Genomic DNA, 15292 nt, shown 5'->3' with positions numbered 1-15292 from the left:
GAGCGTGCTATGAGATTAAAAGAAATTATACAGAAAACAGGACTGAACAAGCGAACCATTCATTTCTATATAGAAGAACATTTTCTGACGCCAAAGACCGATCCATCCAACGGATATTACATTTTTTCGGAGGATGATGTGGAACGTCTGAAAATGCTCCAGCAGCTTCGCCGCGCCGACTTTTCGATCAAGGACATTCATGCGATCTTAAAGCATCCGACTTCCGCTTATATCTACATCAAAAAACAGATGGAAAAGCTTCAAAAAGAGCAGGAGCTGCTGACCCGCAAGATCGGAAGCCTCCAGAGGCTTTACGACAAGCTTCCGGTGTTCGTCTCCAGCGAAGCGTTCTCTGACGCCGTATTTTGCACGGATTTTCCTGACAGCACGGTGGCGCTTCCGCCGGATCTGGACAGCGACGTCAACCTGATCAGCCTTTATCTGTGGGGACCGTTCTTAAACGGCATCACGATGAGCGAATACCAGAAGTATCTCTGGGATAAACTGCAAAAAGAGACCGCAAAAGTTCCGTCCGGAACACTTCTGACGATGAAAGACTATCTCTACTCTCTGACAGCCGAACAATTAGACCATGAGCTGCAGCTTCGCACCCGGCACATCGAAGAAATCGCTATGCTCACGCAGGAAACGATGCCCGCCTATGTGCGAAAAGCCTGCCAATGGATCGCCGACTGTTCCGAAAGCGATGCATTTGCCATGACCTGGAAGCAGGACTATCACACCCACACGCTGCCGCTGACCCGGCTTTATGACTCGGATTTTAACTCCCTGATGACAGAACTCAGCCCACGTTTCTCCGACTATTACCGCAACATCCATCTTTGCTGCGATCAGATTTACGACTGGCTGCTCTCAGACGACGGCGCTGACATCTTCTCACGGCTTTCCGAGCAGCTCGGCGGCTATATGGATCTTTGTGCGCTTCATCACGGAGAAATCGCCGCCCTGTTCGGAACCGGTATCGTAAACTAAAAATCCCGGGAGTTTTTCACACTCCCGGGCACAATTCTTTTATGATCCGTTCAAATCTCTTCCGCTGCCATCTCCGGTTCCTCTTCCAGAACTTCTTTGTAACGTTCCAGGATCGTTCCCTGAATTTTCTCTCTGGTGCTTGAATTGATCGGATGTGCTATATCGCGATATTCTCCGTCCAGAGCCTTTTTGCTCGGCATAGCGATGAACAGCCCTTTCTCGCCCTCAATCACCTTAATGTCATGAACTACAAATTCATCATCAATTGTAATGGAAACAACTGCTTTTAATTTTCCCTCTTTTGCAACTCTTCTAACACGCACATCTGTGATCTTCATATGTCCTGTCTCCTTTCGCTGTCCGCCCTCCCCCTTAAGGAGTGCTCTATAAGGTATATCTCTCGTTCTTCTCTACAACCACTTTGACGCCCTCTTCACCGACATGTCTTGTATTGGCGCGGATCGTATCTCTGCTTTCCACAATGCAGTTCTCAATATAGGTATTATCTCCGAGATATACGTCATTCAAAATGATCGAATTCTTTATAACACAGTTATTTCCAACAAACACTTTCTTGAAAAGAACTGAATTCTCCACAGTTCCGTTGATGATGCTTCCGCTTCCTACCAGACTGTTTTTCACGACCGCACCCGGATTATATTTTGCCGGCGGCTGGTCGCTTACCTTGGAATACACTGCCGGAAGTTCTTTAAAGAAATAGTTCCGCACATCCGATTTCAGGAAATCCATATTGGTCTTGTAGTAGGAATCCACTGTGGAAATATTGCTCCAGTAATTATGGATCTTATATCCGTAAATCTTTTTCAGATTCTTATAACGGATCAAAATATCGTTGACAAAATCGTACCGCTCTTCTTCGGCGCTGTGCTCGATCAGATCGATCAACTGTCTTCTGCGGATCACATAAATTCCGGTTGAGACCGTATGAGACTTTGCGACCATCGGTTTTTCCTCAAATTCTTCGATCCGGGCAGACTCGTTCATCCGCACCGTTCCGAACCTCGTCACATCCTCATTCGGTTCCATATCTTTTACAACAACGGTAATGTCCGCTTTTTTGGCGATATGATATTCCAATACTTTATTATAATCCAGCTTGTACACCGCATCCGCGGATGTAATAATCACATACGGCTCATGACACCGTTTCAAAAAATCCAGATTCTGATAGATCGCATCTGCCGTTCCGCGGTACCAGTATCCGTTGTCCACGGTAATCGTCGGTGTAAACACATACAAACCGCCCTGCTTTCGCCCGAAATCCCACCATTTTGAAGAATTGAGATGTTCGTTTAACGAACGGGCATTGTACTGCGTCAGTACAGCTACACGCTGGATATGCGAATTCGTCATATTACTCAGTGCAAAATCGATTGCCCGGTAACTGGATGCAATCGGCATCGCTGCCGCCGCTCTGCGGTCCGTCAGCTGCTGCATCCGCTTTGTACTTCCCCCTGCGAGGATCAAACCTACTGCTCTCATACCCTCTCACCTGCCTTTATCAATGTCTCTCCGCTTGCAAGCACTCCGCCGGCATAGTCCTCTTCCGCTGTCACTCCGCTGATCGCAGTATTCTTTCCGATCTGTACTCCGGACGGCACGACGGAATTCTCTCCGATCGTCGCCAGTCTGCCGTTGTAAATATTCGGCTTCATCCGGTTCGGAACATCCGCACCGATTCCGATCGTTACGTTGTCCCCGATCTTTGTATTCTCCGCGATGATCGCTTTTTCGATCACGCAGTTCTTACCGATCTCCACATCCCGCATGATGATCGAATCACGGATCACGCTTCCTTCGCCTATCGTCACGCCTGCTCCGAGCACGGAACTATGTACTTCCCCGTAAATCTCCGTGCCGTTGCTGATGATACAGCGGTCAACAACTGCCCGGTCCGAAATATACTGCGGGGGCAGATTTGCACTGTTGGTATAAATCTTCCAAAATTCTTCGTAAAGATTGAACTCCGGAATGATATCGATCAGCTCCATATTCGCTTCCCAATAAGAACTGAGCGTTCCCACATCTTTCCAATAGCCGTTGTACTCATATGCAAACAGCCTGTCCCCTTTGCTGTGGCAGTACGGAATGATGTGCTTTCCGAAATCGCAGTTCGGCTGGTCTTTCAGCCGGATCAGTGCCTCTTTCAAAACCGACCAGTTGAAAATGTAAATTCCCATCGATGCCAGATTACTGCTCGGATGCTCCGGCTTCTCCTCAAATTCACTGATCTTGCTGTCAGAATCCGTCACGACGATCCCGAACCGACTGGCTTCCTCGATCGGAACCGGCATCGCCGCGATCGTGACATCCGCTTTATTTGCTTTATGGAAATCAAGCATTACCTCGTAATCCATCTTATAAATATGATCTCCCGACAGGATCAGCACATAATCCGGATTATACTGTTCCATATAATCCAGATTCTGATAGATCGCATTCGCCGTTCCGGTGTACCATTCGCTGTTGGAGCTTTTCTCGTACGGCGGAAGAATCGAAACACCTCCCACATTCCGGTCCAGATCCCACGGGATCCCGATTCCGATATGCGTATTCAGACGCAATGGCTGATACTGTGTCAGAACGCCTACGGTATCGATCCCCGAGTTGATACAGTTGCTGAGCGGGAAATCAATGATCCGATACTTCCCGCCAAATGCAACCGCCGGCTTCGCCACCTTTGCTGTCAGAACACCGAGCCGGCTGCCTTGTCCTCCTGCGAGAAGCATGGCAATCATCTCTTTCTTCATCATGTTGTCACCCCATTTCAAGTTAATTGCTTACATTATACCATACTTTTTCTTTTTGTGAACATTTTTCACAATTTTTAACATAGATTTTTCTTCTTTTTGTTGACTATGAACAAAAAGATTCACTTTAATTTTTCTCTATATATAGTATAATATAAAGGACTAAGGGAATTTATGACCCCAACACAAAAAAAGAAGGGATTTATTCATGTATAAGATTGATTTCAACAAACCGATCCATATCCATTTCATCGGAATCGGCGGCATCAGCATGAGCGGACTCGCCGAGATCCTGCTGGAAGAAGGATTCACGGTTTCCGGATCAGACGCAAAAGAATCACCTCTGACAAAGAAACTCGAAGAAATGGGCGCCCACATTTTTTATGGGCAGAAAGCTTCCAATATTATTGATGGTATCGACTGCGTCGTTTATACTGCCGCGATCCGCCGCGACAATGCGGAACTGATCGAAGCGGTTGCCAAGAAGATTCCGATGCTGACCCGCGCCGAACTGCTCGGTCAGCTGATGAAGAATTATGATACACCGATCGCCGTTTCCGGTACGCACGGAAAGACGACCACAACCTCTATGATCTCCCATGTGCTTCTGGAGGCTGATCTGGATCCGACCATTTCCGTCGGCGGTATCTTAAAAGCGATCGGCGGAAATATCCGCGTGGGAAAATCAGAAACATTCATTACCGAAGCATGTGAATATACGAACAGCTTTTTGAACTTCTTCCCGAAGATCGGGATCATTCTGAATATCGAAGCGGATCATCTGGATTTTTTCAAAGACTTAGAAGACATCCGTCATTCGTTCCATCAGTTTGCAGCCCTGCTTCCTGACGACGGAACACTGGTGATCAACGGAGAGATCGACAACTATCCGGAAATTTATGACGGACTTTCCTGTCGTATCATAACCTATGGTTTTTCCAAGGATTTCGATTACAGCGCTGAAAATATCGCGTTCGATGAGAAAGGCTGCGCGTCATTCGACCTGCTGCGCCACGGAGAGCCTGCCGGACATATCACATTATCCGTTCCGGGCAGACACAATGTTTCCAATGCGCTGGCATCGATCGCCACGGCAGATCTTCTCGAGATCCCGCTTGAGACGACCCGGAAAGGGCTGCTCTCTTTCACCGGGACCGACCGCCGTTTCGAATATAAAGGAACAAAGGACGGCGTGATCATCATTGACGATTATGCCCACCATCCGACGGAGATCGCCGCCACACTGCAGGCTGCCAAACACTATCCGCACAACGAACTGTGGTGTGTATTCCAGCCGCATACTTACACCCGGACAAAAGCATTTTTCCACGAGTTCGCCGAAGCGCTTTCCCATGCCGACCATCTTGTTCTGGCAGATATTTTCGCGGCGCGGGAGACAGATACACTTGGGATCTCTTCCAAAGATCTTGCCGAGGAAGCTGCCCGTCTCGGGACCGACGCACACTATTTTTCCAGCTTCGAGGAGATCGAACACTTTCTGGGCGAGCAATGTGCTTCAGGAGATTTGTTGATAACTATGGGAGCCGGAGATGTTGTAAACATTGGGGAAGATCTTCTTAAATAGAAGTTATCCACACTTTCCACATAGAGTTATCTACAAAAAAACCGCCCGTTCCCCGAAAAAATGCTTTTTCCCTTTCGTTTTCGGTGCTATAATACGCTTACGCCAAAGGGGATTTTAAGAGTATTAAGTGGGGAAGATCACATGAAGACATTGATTTTAAAGAATAAATACCAAGTCAACGCGACGCTGGTGGCCAATGATTTTATCGACCATTATATGAGTAAAGCGAACGGAGAATTTGTGAAAGTCTATCTCTTTTTATTAAGACATCTGGACGATCCATATTCCCAGCTTACGATCTCAACGATCGCGGACAGCCTGGACAATACGGAAAAGGACATCTTAAGGGCCTTCAGATATTGGGAATCTGAAGGGCTTTTAAGTCTGGAAAAGGATGCAGACGACCAGATCATCGGTCTTTCTCTTGAGAAGACGATCTGTGTGCCGCTCTCTCATCCGACACCACCGGACACGCCGACTACACCGGGACCGGGAGGAGGAAAGAGTTTAGAGGCTCTGCCGGGCGAGGAGATTTCCTCCGCTGCATCATTTATGCCGGATGTTTCCGCATCGGACGCCCCGATTTCAGATATAGCTGCTCCGAGCGCTGCCGTTTCGGCAGTTCCCGTACAGACTCCGGTTGCCCAGCCGATTCCGCTGGATTCTTTCCGTGCACAGAAAGAACTGAAATCTCTGCTCTTCATTGCGGAACAATATTTAGGAAAGACATTGACCAAGACCGACATGGATGCGATCACCTATTTCTATGACACGCTCGGAATGTCCGCAGACCTGATCGAATATCTGATCGAATCCTGTGTGGAGAACGGGCATAAGAGCATCCGCTACATCCAGAAAGTCGCTCTTTCCTGGTTTGATGACGGAGTCCGCACTGTCGCAGAAGCACGGCAACGTTCTGTAAACTATAACAAGAACTGTTATGCTGTCATGAACGCTTTCGGTCTGAAGAACCGTGCTCCGGGAGAAGCGGAACTTGCCTATATCAAGAAGTGGTCCGAAGAATTCGGTTTCACACTCGACATTATTCTGGAAGCCTGCAATCGTACGATCTCTGCGACACATCAGCCGAGTTTCGAGTATACAGACTCGATCCTGCAGAAATGGCGCAGCCGGCAGGTGAGGAAGATCCAGGACATCGCAGCTCTGGATGCTGCATTCCAGAAAGAACGCAGCCGAAGCGCCGCTGTTTCCCGTGTAAAACCGGCAGCGCGGAATCTGAACAATTTTGACCGCCGCTCTTATGATATGGATTCATTGGAAGAACGTTTATTAAACAGCAATTAAAGGAGTATTTTCGTGGGATTGAAGAATTCACAATATCAGGCAATCATGAGAAGTTATGAGCAAAAACAACTGAGAAGTCATGATCTTCTGAACAGTCATTATGAAGAAGTCTGTCGGGTGCTTCCGGAATTTCGTACTTTGGACGAATCAATCTCCGATCTGTCCATCCGGCGCGGAAAACAGCTTTTAAACGGAGATGACCATGCGGTGGATTCACTCCACGAAGAGCTAGCGATCCTTAGGGAACGTAAGAAAGCGCTTCTGAAATCTGCAGGATTTCCTGATGATTATCTGGAACCGCAGTATGAATGCAGCCTCTGCAAAGATACAGGCTACATTGATAACAAGAAGTGCCGCTGCTTCAAAAAAGCGGTCTCCGATCTGCTTTACAGTCAGTCGAATCTGGCAGGAGTTCTCCGCTATGAGAATTTCGATACATTCTCTCTGGATTATTATTCCGAGAACTTCAAAGACCCGCGTTCCGGTCGTTCTGCCAGAGATGTGATGCGCGAAGCACACCGGATCTGTCTTAATTTTGTAAAGACTTTTGAAACAGAACACAAAAACCTGTTCCTCTATGGAGATGTGGGTGTAGGAAAGACATTTCTCTCCAACTGTATTGCTCGCGATCTGATCGAACAAGGTTTTTCTGTCCTGTATTTTTCTGCGCCATCCTTTTTTAACACACTGGCGCATCATACATTTGACAAAAATGATGTCGATGCACAGAATATGTACGAGTCTATTTTTGACTGCGACCTGCTGATCATCGACGATCTGGGAACCGAATATACGAATGCGTTTATCGCATCCCAGCTTTTCTCCTGCCTCAACGAACGGCTGTTAAGCAGGAGATCAACGGTTATCTCAACTAATTTATCTCTGGATTCACTGGCTGATCTTTACACGGAGCGGTCATTTTCCAGAATCACAAGCAACTATATCATGCTGAAGATCATCGGAGATGATATTCGGATCAAGAAAAAACTTTTACACAAGGAGGAGCAATAATGCTGCGAAGAAGCGATCGAAACTTGGAGAATATTCCGGTAGGAGCACTGGGACTGATCCCGCTCACAGGATGTGAGGAACTGGGAGCGAAAGTAAATGATTACCTCGTAAAATGGAGACAGGAAAGTGCACATCAATACAAGGACGATGTAGCTTTCAACGGTTATGTAAAGGATAACTATATTATCGGAGCAAAAGTTCCGCGTTTCGGTTCCGGTGAGGCAAAAGGTATTCTCACGGAATCTGTCCGCGGAAAAGATTTATATCTTTTGGTGGATGTACTCAATTACAGCGTAACTTATCAAATGACAGGCAATACCAACCATATGTCACCGGATGATCACTTCCAGAATCTGAAGCGTATCATCGCCTCTGTCGGAGGAAAGGGACGCCGTATCAATGTGATCATGCCATTTTTATACGAAAGTCGTCAGCACAAACGCAGCAGCCGTGAATCACTCGACTGTGCACTGGCGCTTCAGGAACTGGTCCGTATGGGCGTTGACAACATCATCACTTTTGACGCCCATGACCCACGTGTCCAGAATGCGATCCCGCTGAGCGGATTTGAGACGGTCTCCCCGGCTTACCAGTTTACCCGCGGACTGATGCGTACCTACAAAGATCTTCAGTTTGACAGCGAGCACATGATGGTGATCAGCCCGGACGAGGGGGCGACCGCGCGTGCGATCTATCTGGCAAACGTCCTCGGACTGGATATGGGTATGTTCTACAAACGCCGTGATTACACACGCATCGTCAACGGAAGAAACCCGATCGTTGCCCACGAATTCCTCGGAACTTCCGTAGATGGAAAAGATGTGATCATCATCGACGATATGATCTCTTCCGGAGAAAGTATCCTTGATGTTGCCAAACAGCTGAAAAAGCGCAAAGCGAAACGTATTTTCGCTGCCGCTACATTCGGTCTGTTCACGAACGGTATGGATCAGTTTGATCAGGCGTACGAGGATGGTATCATCGACGGTATCCTGACAACCAACCTGATCTACCAGACGCCAGATCTTTTGTCGAAACCTTACTATATCAACTGTGATATGAGCAAATATATCGCACTTCTGATCGACACTCTGAATCACGACGGATCGATCAGCAGCATTCTGAATCCGAGCGAACGTATTCAGAACGTCCTCAATCGCTACAAAAACGGCGAGGAAGTTTAAAGACATCCATAAGGGGCTATCAGTTAATACCGATTTTTAGGCTCTAAATCTTAAAATACGAATCCCCCGTAGAAATCAGTATTTTTAATACTTGAACTTCTTCGGGAGATTCGTATTTTTTCTTTACTTACATATTTTCTAACAAAAGGAAACTGCCGCTTCACGATCATTTTCTAAATCGTTGAAGCGACAGTTCTTCCTTTTGTGGGAGAAGATATCCCCTCCCGTATGCACTTAGTTCAATTAATACCGATATTTTACAGAAGTCCTCCGATTGAAAGGAAGAGCGGTGCAAATACCAGTGATACGATTGTCATTAATTTGATCAGGATGTTGATCGACGGTCCTGAGGTATCTTTGAACGGATCTCCGACCGTATCTCCTACGACGGCAGCTTTGTGAGCTTCGCTTCCCTTTCCGCCGTGTGCTCCTGTCTCGATATATTTCTTCGCATTATCCCATGCTCCGCCTGCGTTGGACATGAAAATCGCCATCAGAACGCCTGTTACAAGTGCGCCCGCAAGCAGTCCGCCCAAAGCGTCCACGCCGAGTACCACTCCGACAAGCACCGGAACGATCACTGCCATCAGACCCGGAAGCAGCATTTCGTGAAGAGCTGCGGTTGTAGAGATGGCTACACATGATGTATAATCCGGTTTCTCAGTACCTTTCATGATGCCCGGTTTCTCACGGAACTGACGTCTTACTTCCTCGATCATCTTATAAGCTGCTTTGGACACAGAATCCATTGTAAATGCAGAGAATAAAAATGTCAGCATACCACCGATGAAAATACCGATGATCACTTTGTAATCCAACAGATTGATCGCATCCAGATCTACCGCTTCCGCATAAGATACGAACAATGCAAGGGCAGTCAATGCTGCGGAACCGATCGCGAATCCTTTTCCCATCGCTGCGGTTGTATTTCCTACGGAGTCCAGTTTATCTGTGATCTCACGAACCGAATCATCCAGTCCGGACATTTCCGCAATACCACCCGCATTATCTGCGATCGGACCATATGCGTCAACCGCAACGGTGATACCTGTTGTGGAAAGCATACCTACTGCTGCAAGCGCGATTCCGTACAGACCGTTTGCCTGGAATGCAATAAAGATTCCCACGCAGATCAGAAGCAGCGGGATCGCTGTAGACTGCATACCAACTGCAATACCACTGATGATCGTCGTCGCCGGTCCGGTCTCGGACTGTGCGCCGATCTTCTTAACCGGTTTGTAATCTGCAGACGTATAATACTCTGTTACATTTCCGATGATCACACCGACTACCAGTCCCGCGATCACCGCGATCGCAGCTCTCATATCGCCGAATAATACCTGGCTCAATACGATCGACGCGATGATCACAAGTCCTGCGGATACATAACTTCCCTTTGTCAATGCTTTCTGCGGATTTGCGTTCTCTCCGCCTTTTACGAAAAATGTTGCGATGATCGATGCAATCAGTCCGATCGCTGCGATTGCCAGCGGATAAAGCACGCCCGAAACAGCAGCGCCTACCGCACCTAGAGTCAATGCAGATACCAAAGAACCTACATAAGACTCAAACAAGTCTGCTCCCATACCCGCAACATCTCCGACATTATCTCCGACATTGTCAGCGATAACCGCCGGGTTACGCGGATCATCTTCCGGGATTCCCGCTTCTACTTTACCTACCAGGTCAGCCCCTACATCCGCTGCTTTTGTATAAATACCGCCGCCTACACGGGCAAACAGCGCGATAGAAGAAGCTCCCAGGCTGAATCCGGAAAGAACGTCTACATTCTTCGTTAATATGTATACAAGGCTCACACCAAGCGCTCCGAGACCGGCTACACACATTCCCATAACCGCTCCGCCTGAAAATGCAATCGAAAGCGCCTTATTCATTCCGCTCTCTCTTGCCGCATTCGCTGTTCTGACATTCGCCTTTGTTGCCACTGTCATACCACAGTATCCTGCGATCGTTGAGAACAATGCGCCGATCACAAAGCAAACTGCTGTTACCCAGCTTCCGATCCCGATTCCGATCAGTACAAAAAGTACCGCAACGAAGATAATCAGAATCTTGTACTCTGCTGTTAAAAATGCCCGCGCACCTTCGGCGATCGCACCAGAAATTTCTTTCATTCTGTCTGTTCCTACACTCTGGCGGCTGACTTTATTCGCCAGATACACGGCAAACAACAATGCGATCACTGCCGCCGCCGGAACAAGAAACATCCACTTTTCCATGTCTCCATCCTCCTAAATTGTAAAAAATAATCCCACTGTATGAATCATTCATACAAGTGCCGAAAAAAGCTCAGTCGTCAGACCAAGCTTCCTCAACTGATTCTTATTATACCTTTTGTTCTTTCATTTTGCAAGTAGTTATTTTATTTCTTGCATTTATTCTTTTCTCTTCTTTCTTTATATTTTATCTATGCCTTATTTTCTAGCTTTTATTTCTTTATCTAAATATTTTTTAGGTATACTAATGAATGTTTAGATGCACATCTTATTCAGTAAGTTTATTTTTTGATATGAAAATGTCCAAAAGTTCCGCAACTTTCAACCGTTTTTTTATGCGCACGCACAAACTATCCCGGAACTTCCCATTGATTTGTATTTTTTCCCATTCCTGTTTTTTACATAAAAACGGACGCTGCCATCGGTGAGTGATCACCGATGGAACAACGTCCGTACTTTTCCGGCTGATACTGTCGAAAATATTTATTCTTCTGTCACAGTTTCCTCTGCGTCGGCTTCTACCGCATCCGCTGCTTCCATTTCTGCTTCGGCAACATCCGCTTCTTCCACTGCCGCTTCCAGTTCTCCCTGCTCCATATCCAGTGCAAGAAGATCTTCATCGTCCAGTTCAGCCTCTTCTTCTGTCTTCAGTTCGGTATTCAAATGTACGTCGCGGTACTTCTTCATACCTGTACCTGCCGGAATATGTTTTCCGATCAGGACATTTTCTTTCAGACCGATCAGGTGATCGACTTTTCCTTTGATCGCAGCTTCTGTCAGAACCTTTGTTGTCTCCTGGAATGATGCTGCGGAGAGGAATGAATCCGTAGCAAGTGCGGCTTTCGTGATACCGAGCATGATCTGCTCTCCGGTTGCCGGCTCTTTGCCCTCTTCTTCAAGCATTTCATTGACCTCGTTGAATTCCAGCACATTTGCCATGCTGCCCGGAAGAAATTCGCTGTCTCCCTTTTCTTCGATGCGGATCTTCTTCAGCATCTGACGTACAATGACCTCGATATGCTTATCGTTGATCTCAACACCCTGCAGGCGGTATACACGCTGTACTTCTCTGAGCAGGTAATCCTGTGCGGCACGAAGACCTTTGATCTTCAGGATGTCGTGCGGATTTACACTACCCTCTGTCAGCTCATCTCCGGCCTCCAGCACCTGTCCGTCACGGACTTTGATTCTGGAACCGTACGGGATCAGGTAAGCCTTGGACTCGCCTGTCTGGTCATTCGTCACGATTACTTCACGTTTCTTCTTTGTATCGCTCAGAGTCGCAGTTCCTGCAAATTCTGTGATGATCGCAAGTCCTTTCGGCTTTCTCGCCTCAAACAACTCCTCGACACGAGGAAGACCCTGTGTGATATCGTCACCGGCAACTCCACCGGTATGGAACGTACGCATGGTCAGCTGTGTACCCGGCTCTCCGATGGACTGTGCGGCAATGATTCCGACAGCCTCTCCGACCTGAACCGCTTCTCCGGTCGCCATGTTGGCACCGTAGCACTTGGAGCATACGCCGTTTTTACATTTACAGGTCAGGATCGTACGGATCTTCACTTTCTCAAGCGGATTTCCGTTCACATCCACACCGTTCTTCATCACTTTCTCGGCACGCTTCGGTGTGATCATGTGATTTGCTTTGACAATAACATTGCCCTCTTTATCTTTGATGTCCTCACAGGAGAAGCGTCCTGTAATACGCTCCTGCAGACTCTCGATCTCTTCGTTTCCGTCCATGAATGCTTTGACATACATTCCCGGAATCTCTTTTCCTGTACCCTCCACACAGTCGCTGTCGTGAATGATCAGCTCCTGGGAAACGTCTACGAGACGTCTTGTCAGGTAACCGGAATCGGCGGTACGAAGCGCGGTATCGGACAGACCTTTACGCGCTCCATGGGCGGACATGAAGTACTCCAATACGTCCAGACCCTCACGGAAGTTGGACTTGATCGGCAACTCGATCGTACGACCGGTCGTATCCGCCATCAATCCACGCATACCTGCAAGCTGTTTGATCTGTTTGTCGGAACCACGGGCTCCGGAATCCGCCATCATGAAGATGTTGTTATATTTGTCCAGACCGGAAAGCAACGCCTCTGTCAGCTTATCATCGGTGTTCTTCCAAGTCTCTACAACTTCTTTGTAACGCTCTTCCTCTGTGATCAGACCACGTTTGTAGTTCTTTGTGATCTTATCCACGGTATCCTGCGCTTCCTGGATCATCTGCGGTTTCTGCGGCGGTACGGTCATGTCGGAAATAGATACGGTCATCGCAGCTCTTGTGGAATATTTATATCCGATCGCTTTAACATCATCCAGAACTTCCGCTGTCTGTGTTGCGCCGTGTGTATTGATTACTTTTTCGAGGATCTGTTTCAACTGTTTCTTTCCAACGTGGAAATCAACTTCCAGTTTCAGTTCATTACCCTCGATCTCACGATCTACAAATCCAAGATCCTGCGGGATGATCTCATTGAACAGGAGACGTCCCAATGTTGCATCGATCGTCCCTGTCTTCTCGCTTCCGTCCGGCATCGTCTTTGTCACGCGGACTTTGATCTTAGAGTGCAGTGTGATAAATCCGTTCTCATAAGCAAGGATCGCTTCACTTACACTCTTGAAAAACATTCCCTCACCTTTGACTCCCGGTCTCTCCTGAGTCAGGTAATAGATACCAAGTACCATATCCTGAGACGGAACGGCTACCGGACCACCGTCAGACGGTTTCAGCAAGTTGTTCGGAGAGAGCAACAGGAAACGGCACTCTGCCTGTGCTTCCACGGAAAGCGGCACATGGACCGCCATCTGGTCTCCGTCGAAATCGGCATTGTATGCGGTACATACGAGCGGATGCAGCTTGATCGCTTTACCCTCTACCAGGATCGGCTCAAATGCCTGAATACCAAGTCGGTGCAGTGTGGGGGCACGGTTCAGCATAACCGGATGTTCTTTGATCACTTCTTCGAGAACGTCCCAAACTTCCGGCTGCAGTCTCTCGACCATTTTCTTTGCATTTTTGATATTGTGCGCAGTTCCGTTGGCAACGAGTTCTTTCATAACAAATGGTTTAAACAACTCGATCGCCATCTCTTTCGGCAGACCACACTGGTAAATCTTCAGCTCCGGTCCTACGACGATAACCGAACGTCCGGAATAGTCAACACGCTTACCAAGCAGGTTCTGACGGAAACGTCCGGACTTACCTTTCAGCATATCGGACAGAGATTTCAGTGCTCTGTTTCCTGGTCCCGTTACCGGACGACCACGGCGTCCGTTGTCGATCAATGCGTCAACCGCCTCCTGAAGCATACGCTTCTCGTTGCGCACGATGATATCCGGCGCGCCGAGTTCCAGCAGTCTTTTCAGACGGTTGTTACGGTTGATGATTCTTCTGTACAGGTCATTCAAGTCGGAAGTTGCGAAACGACCTCCGTCAAGCTGTACCATCGGACGCAGATCCGGCGGGATAACCGGGATAGCATTTAAGATCATCCACTCCGGTTTGTTTCCGGATTCACGGAATGCTTCCACAACTTCCAGACGTTTTACGATTCTTGCGCGCTTCTGTCCGCTTGCATTTTCAAGAGCTGCCTGAAGTTCTGCATACTCTTTTTCCAGATCAATCGCCTGAAGAAGTTCCTGAATTGCTTCGGCACCCATTCCTACACGGAAAGATTTGCCCCATTTTTCTCTTTCTTCCTGATACTCTGCTTCGGAAAGCACCTGTTTGTACTGGAGGGAAGTCTCTCCCTTATCCAGCACGATATAAGATGCAAAGTAAAGCACTCTCTCCAGAGTTCTCGGAGAAATGTCCAGGATCAGTCCCATACGGCTCGGGATGCCTTTGAAATACCAGATATGGGAAACCGGAGCAGCCAATGCGATGTGCCCCATACGTTCACGGCGCACACTCGCTTTGGTCACTTCTACGCCACAACGGTCGCAGACAACGCCTTTGTAGCGGATCTTTTTATATTTTCCACAGTGACACTCCCAGTCCTTGCTCGGTCCGAAAATCTTTTCACAGAACAGACCGTCTTTCTCTGGTTTCAATGTTCTATAGTTAATGGTCTCCGGCTTGGTAACCTCGCCTCTTGACCACTCCATGATCTTCTCCGGTGAAGCCAGACCGATTTTGATTGCATCAAATGTTAACGGCTGATATTGTTGTTCATTATTATTTGGCATAAAGTT

10 protein-coding genes are annotated in these 15292 nt (G+C 47.7%); 5 read left to right on the top strand and 5 right to left on the bottom strand.

Going from position 1 to position 15292, the window contains the following annotated elements; all coding sequences use genetic code 11:
* Positions 1 to 9 precede the first annotated feature (9 nt).
* On the top strand, positions 10 to 993 hold the full coding sequence (locus I2H87_RS06820) for a helix-turn-helix domain-containing protein (RefSeq protein WP_009266675.1): 984 nt from the start codon (positions 10 to 12) through the stop codon (positions 991 to 993).
* Positions 994 to 1043: 50 nt separating this feature from the next.
* Here the strand turns inward: I2H87_RS06820 and spoVG are convergent, their stop codons facing one another.
* The 3 genes from spoVG to I2H87_RS06805 are packed head-to-tail and all read right to left on the bottom strand — an operon-like array spanning position 1044 to position 3767.
* Positions 1044 to 1331, bottom strand: a complete 288-nt coding sequence (gene spoVG, locus I2H87_RS06815; RefSeq protein ID WP_195609578.1) for a septation regulator SpoVG — start codon at positions 1329 to 1331, stop codon at positions 1044 to 1046.
* A gap of 46 nt (positions 1332 to 1377) precedes the next feature.
* Entirely contained in the window at positions 1378 to 2496 is a 1119-nt protein-coding gene (glgD, locus tag I2H87_RS06810) for a glucose-1-phosphate adenylyltransferase subunit GlgD (protein WP_195609577.1), read from the bottom strand.
* Positions 2493 to 3767 carry a glucose-1-phosphate adenylyltransferase gene (locus I2H87_RS06805; RefSeq protein WP_195609576.1) on the bottom strand — a complete coding sequence of 425 codons (1275 nt, stop codon included), beginning with the start codon at positions 3765 to 3767 and terminating at the stop codon, positions 2493 to 2495. The genes glgD and I2H87_RS06805 overlap by 4 nt, the downstream gene beginning before the upstream one ends.
* A gap of 205 nt (positions 3768 to 3972) precedes the next feature.
* Between I2H87_RS06805 and murC the strand changes: the two genes are divergently transcribed.
* From murC to I2H87_RS06785, 4 genes are all read left to right on the top strand, one after another.
* On the top strand, positions 3973 to 5349 hold the full coding sequence (gene murC, locus I2H87_RS06800; protein ID WP_195609575.1) for a UDP-N-acetylmuramate--L-alanine ligase: 1377 nt from the start codon (positions 3973 to 3975) through the stop codon (positions 5347 to 5349).
* Between the two features lie 141 nt (positions 5350 to 5490).
* Complete coding sequence (locus I2H87_RS06795) at positions 5491 to 6654, top strand: DnaD domain protein (protein WP_195609574.1); 1164 nt, start codon at positions 5491 to 5493, stop codon at positions 6652 to 6654.
* Between the two features lie 12 nt (positions 6655 to 6666).
* Complete coding sequence (locus I2H87_RS06790; RefSeq protein WP_195609573.1) at positions 6667 to 7665, top strand: ATP-binding protein; 999 nt, start codon at positions 6667 to 6669, stop codon at positions 7663 to 7665.
* The gene (locus I2H87_RS06785) at positions 7665 to 8849 is read left to right on the top strand and encodes a ribose-phosphate pyrophosphokinase (RefSeq protein WP_009266682.1); all 1185 of its coding nucleotides are present in this window, start codon (positions 7665 to 7667) and stop codon (positions 8847 to 8849) included. Before I2H87_RS06790 ends, I2H87_RS06785 begins: the two co-directional genes overlap by 1 nt.
* Positions 8850 to 9106: 257 nt before the next feature.
* On the opposite strand, the gene I2H87_RS06780 is transcribed toward I2H87_RS06785, so the two are convergent.
* A complete protein-coding gene (locus tag I2H87_RS06780) occupies positions 9107 to 11089 on the bottom strand; it encodes a sodium-translocating pyrophosphatase (protein ID WP_009266683.1) in 1983 nt (660 codons plus the stop codon).
* A gap of 480 nt (positions 11090 to 11569) precedes the next feature.
* Positions 11570 to 15286 (bottom strand): DNA-directed RNA polymerase subunit beta', encoded by a 3717-nt coding sequence (rpoC, locus tag I2H87_RS06775; RefSeq protein ID WP_009266684.1) that lies wholly within the window; start codon positions 15284 to 15286, stop codon positions 11570 to 11572.
* Positions 15287 to 15292 lie beyond the last annotated feature (6 nt).

This window comes from Mediterraneibacter glycyrrhizinilyticus (assembly GCF_015560805.1).
Taxonomy (GTDB): Bacteria; Bacillota; Clostridia; order Lachnospirales; family Lachnospiraceae; genus Schaedlerella; species Schaedlerella glycyrrhizinilytica_A.
This window is presented reverse-complemented; position numbering and strand designations above follow the sequence as displayed.

What these genes read in the sequence shown, in the direction of transcription:
- murC (WP_195609575.1), top strand. Translation starts at nt 3,973, where the DNA reads ATGTATAAGATTGATTTCAACAAACCGATCCATATCCATTTCATCGGA.
- spoVG (WP_195609578.1), bottom strand. Translation starts at nt 1,331, where the DNA reads ATGAAGATCACAGATGTGCGTGTTAGAAGAGTTGCAAAAGAGGGAAAA.
- I2H87_RS06820 (WP_009266675.1), top strand. Translation starts at nt 10, where the DNA reads ATGAGATTAAAAGAAATTATACAGAAAACAGGACTGAACAAGCGAACC.
- I2H87_RS06795 (WP_195609574.1), top strand. Translation starts at nt 5,491, where the DNA reads ATGAAGACATTGATTTTAAAGAATAAATACCAAGTCAACGCGACGCTG.
- glgD (WP_195609577.1), bottom strand. Translation starts at nt 2,496, where the DNA reads ATGAGAGCAGTAGGTTTGATCCTCGCAGGGGGAAGTACAAAGCGGATG.
- I2H87_RS06785 (WP_009266682.1), top strand. Translation starts at nt 7,665, where the DNA reads ATGCTGCGAAGAAGCGATCGAAACTTGGAGAATATTCCGGTAGGAGCA.
- I2H87_RS06780 (WP_009266683.1), bottom strand. Translation starts at nt 11,089, where the DNA reads ATGGAAAAGTGGATGTTTCTTGTTCCGGCGGCGGCAGTGATCGCATTG.
- rpoC (WP_009266684.1), bottom strand. Translation starts at nt 15,286, where the DNA reads ATGCCAAATAATAATGAACAACAATATCAGCCGTTAACATTTGATGCA.
- I2H87_RS06805 (WP_195609576.1), bottom strand. Translation starts at nt 3,767, where the DNA reads ATGATGAAGAAAGAGATGATTGCCATGCTTCTCGCAGGAGGACAAGGC.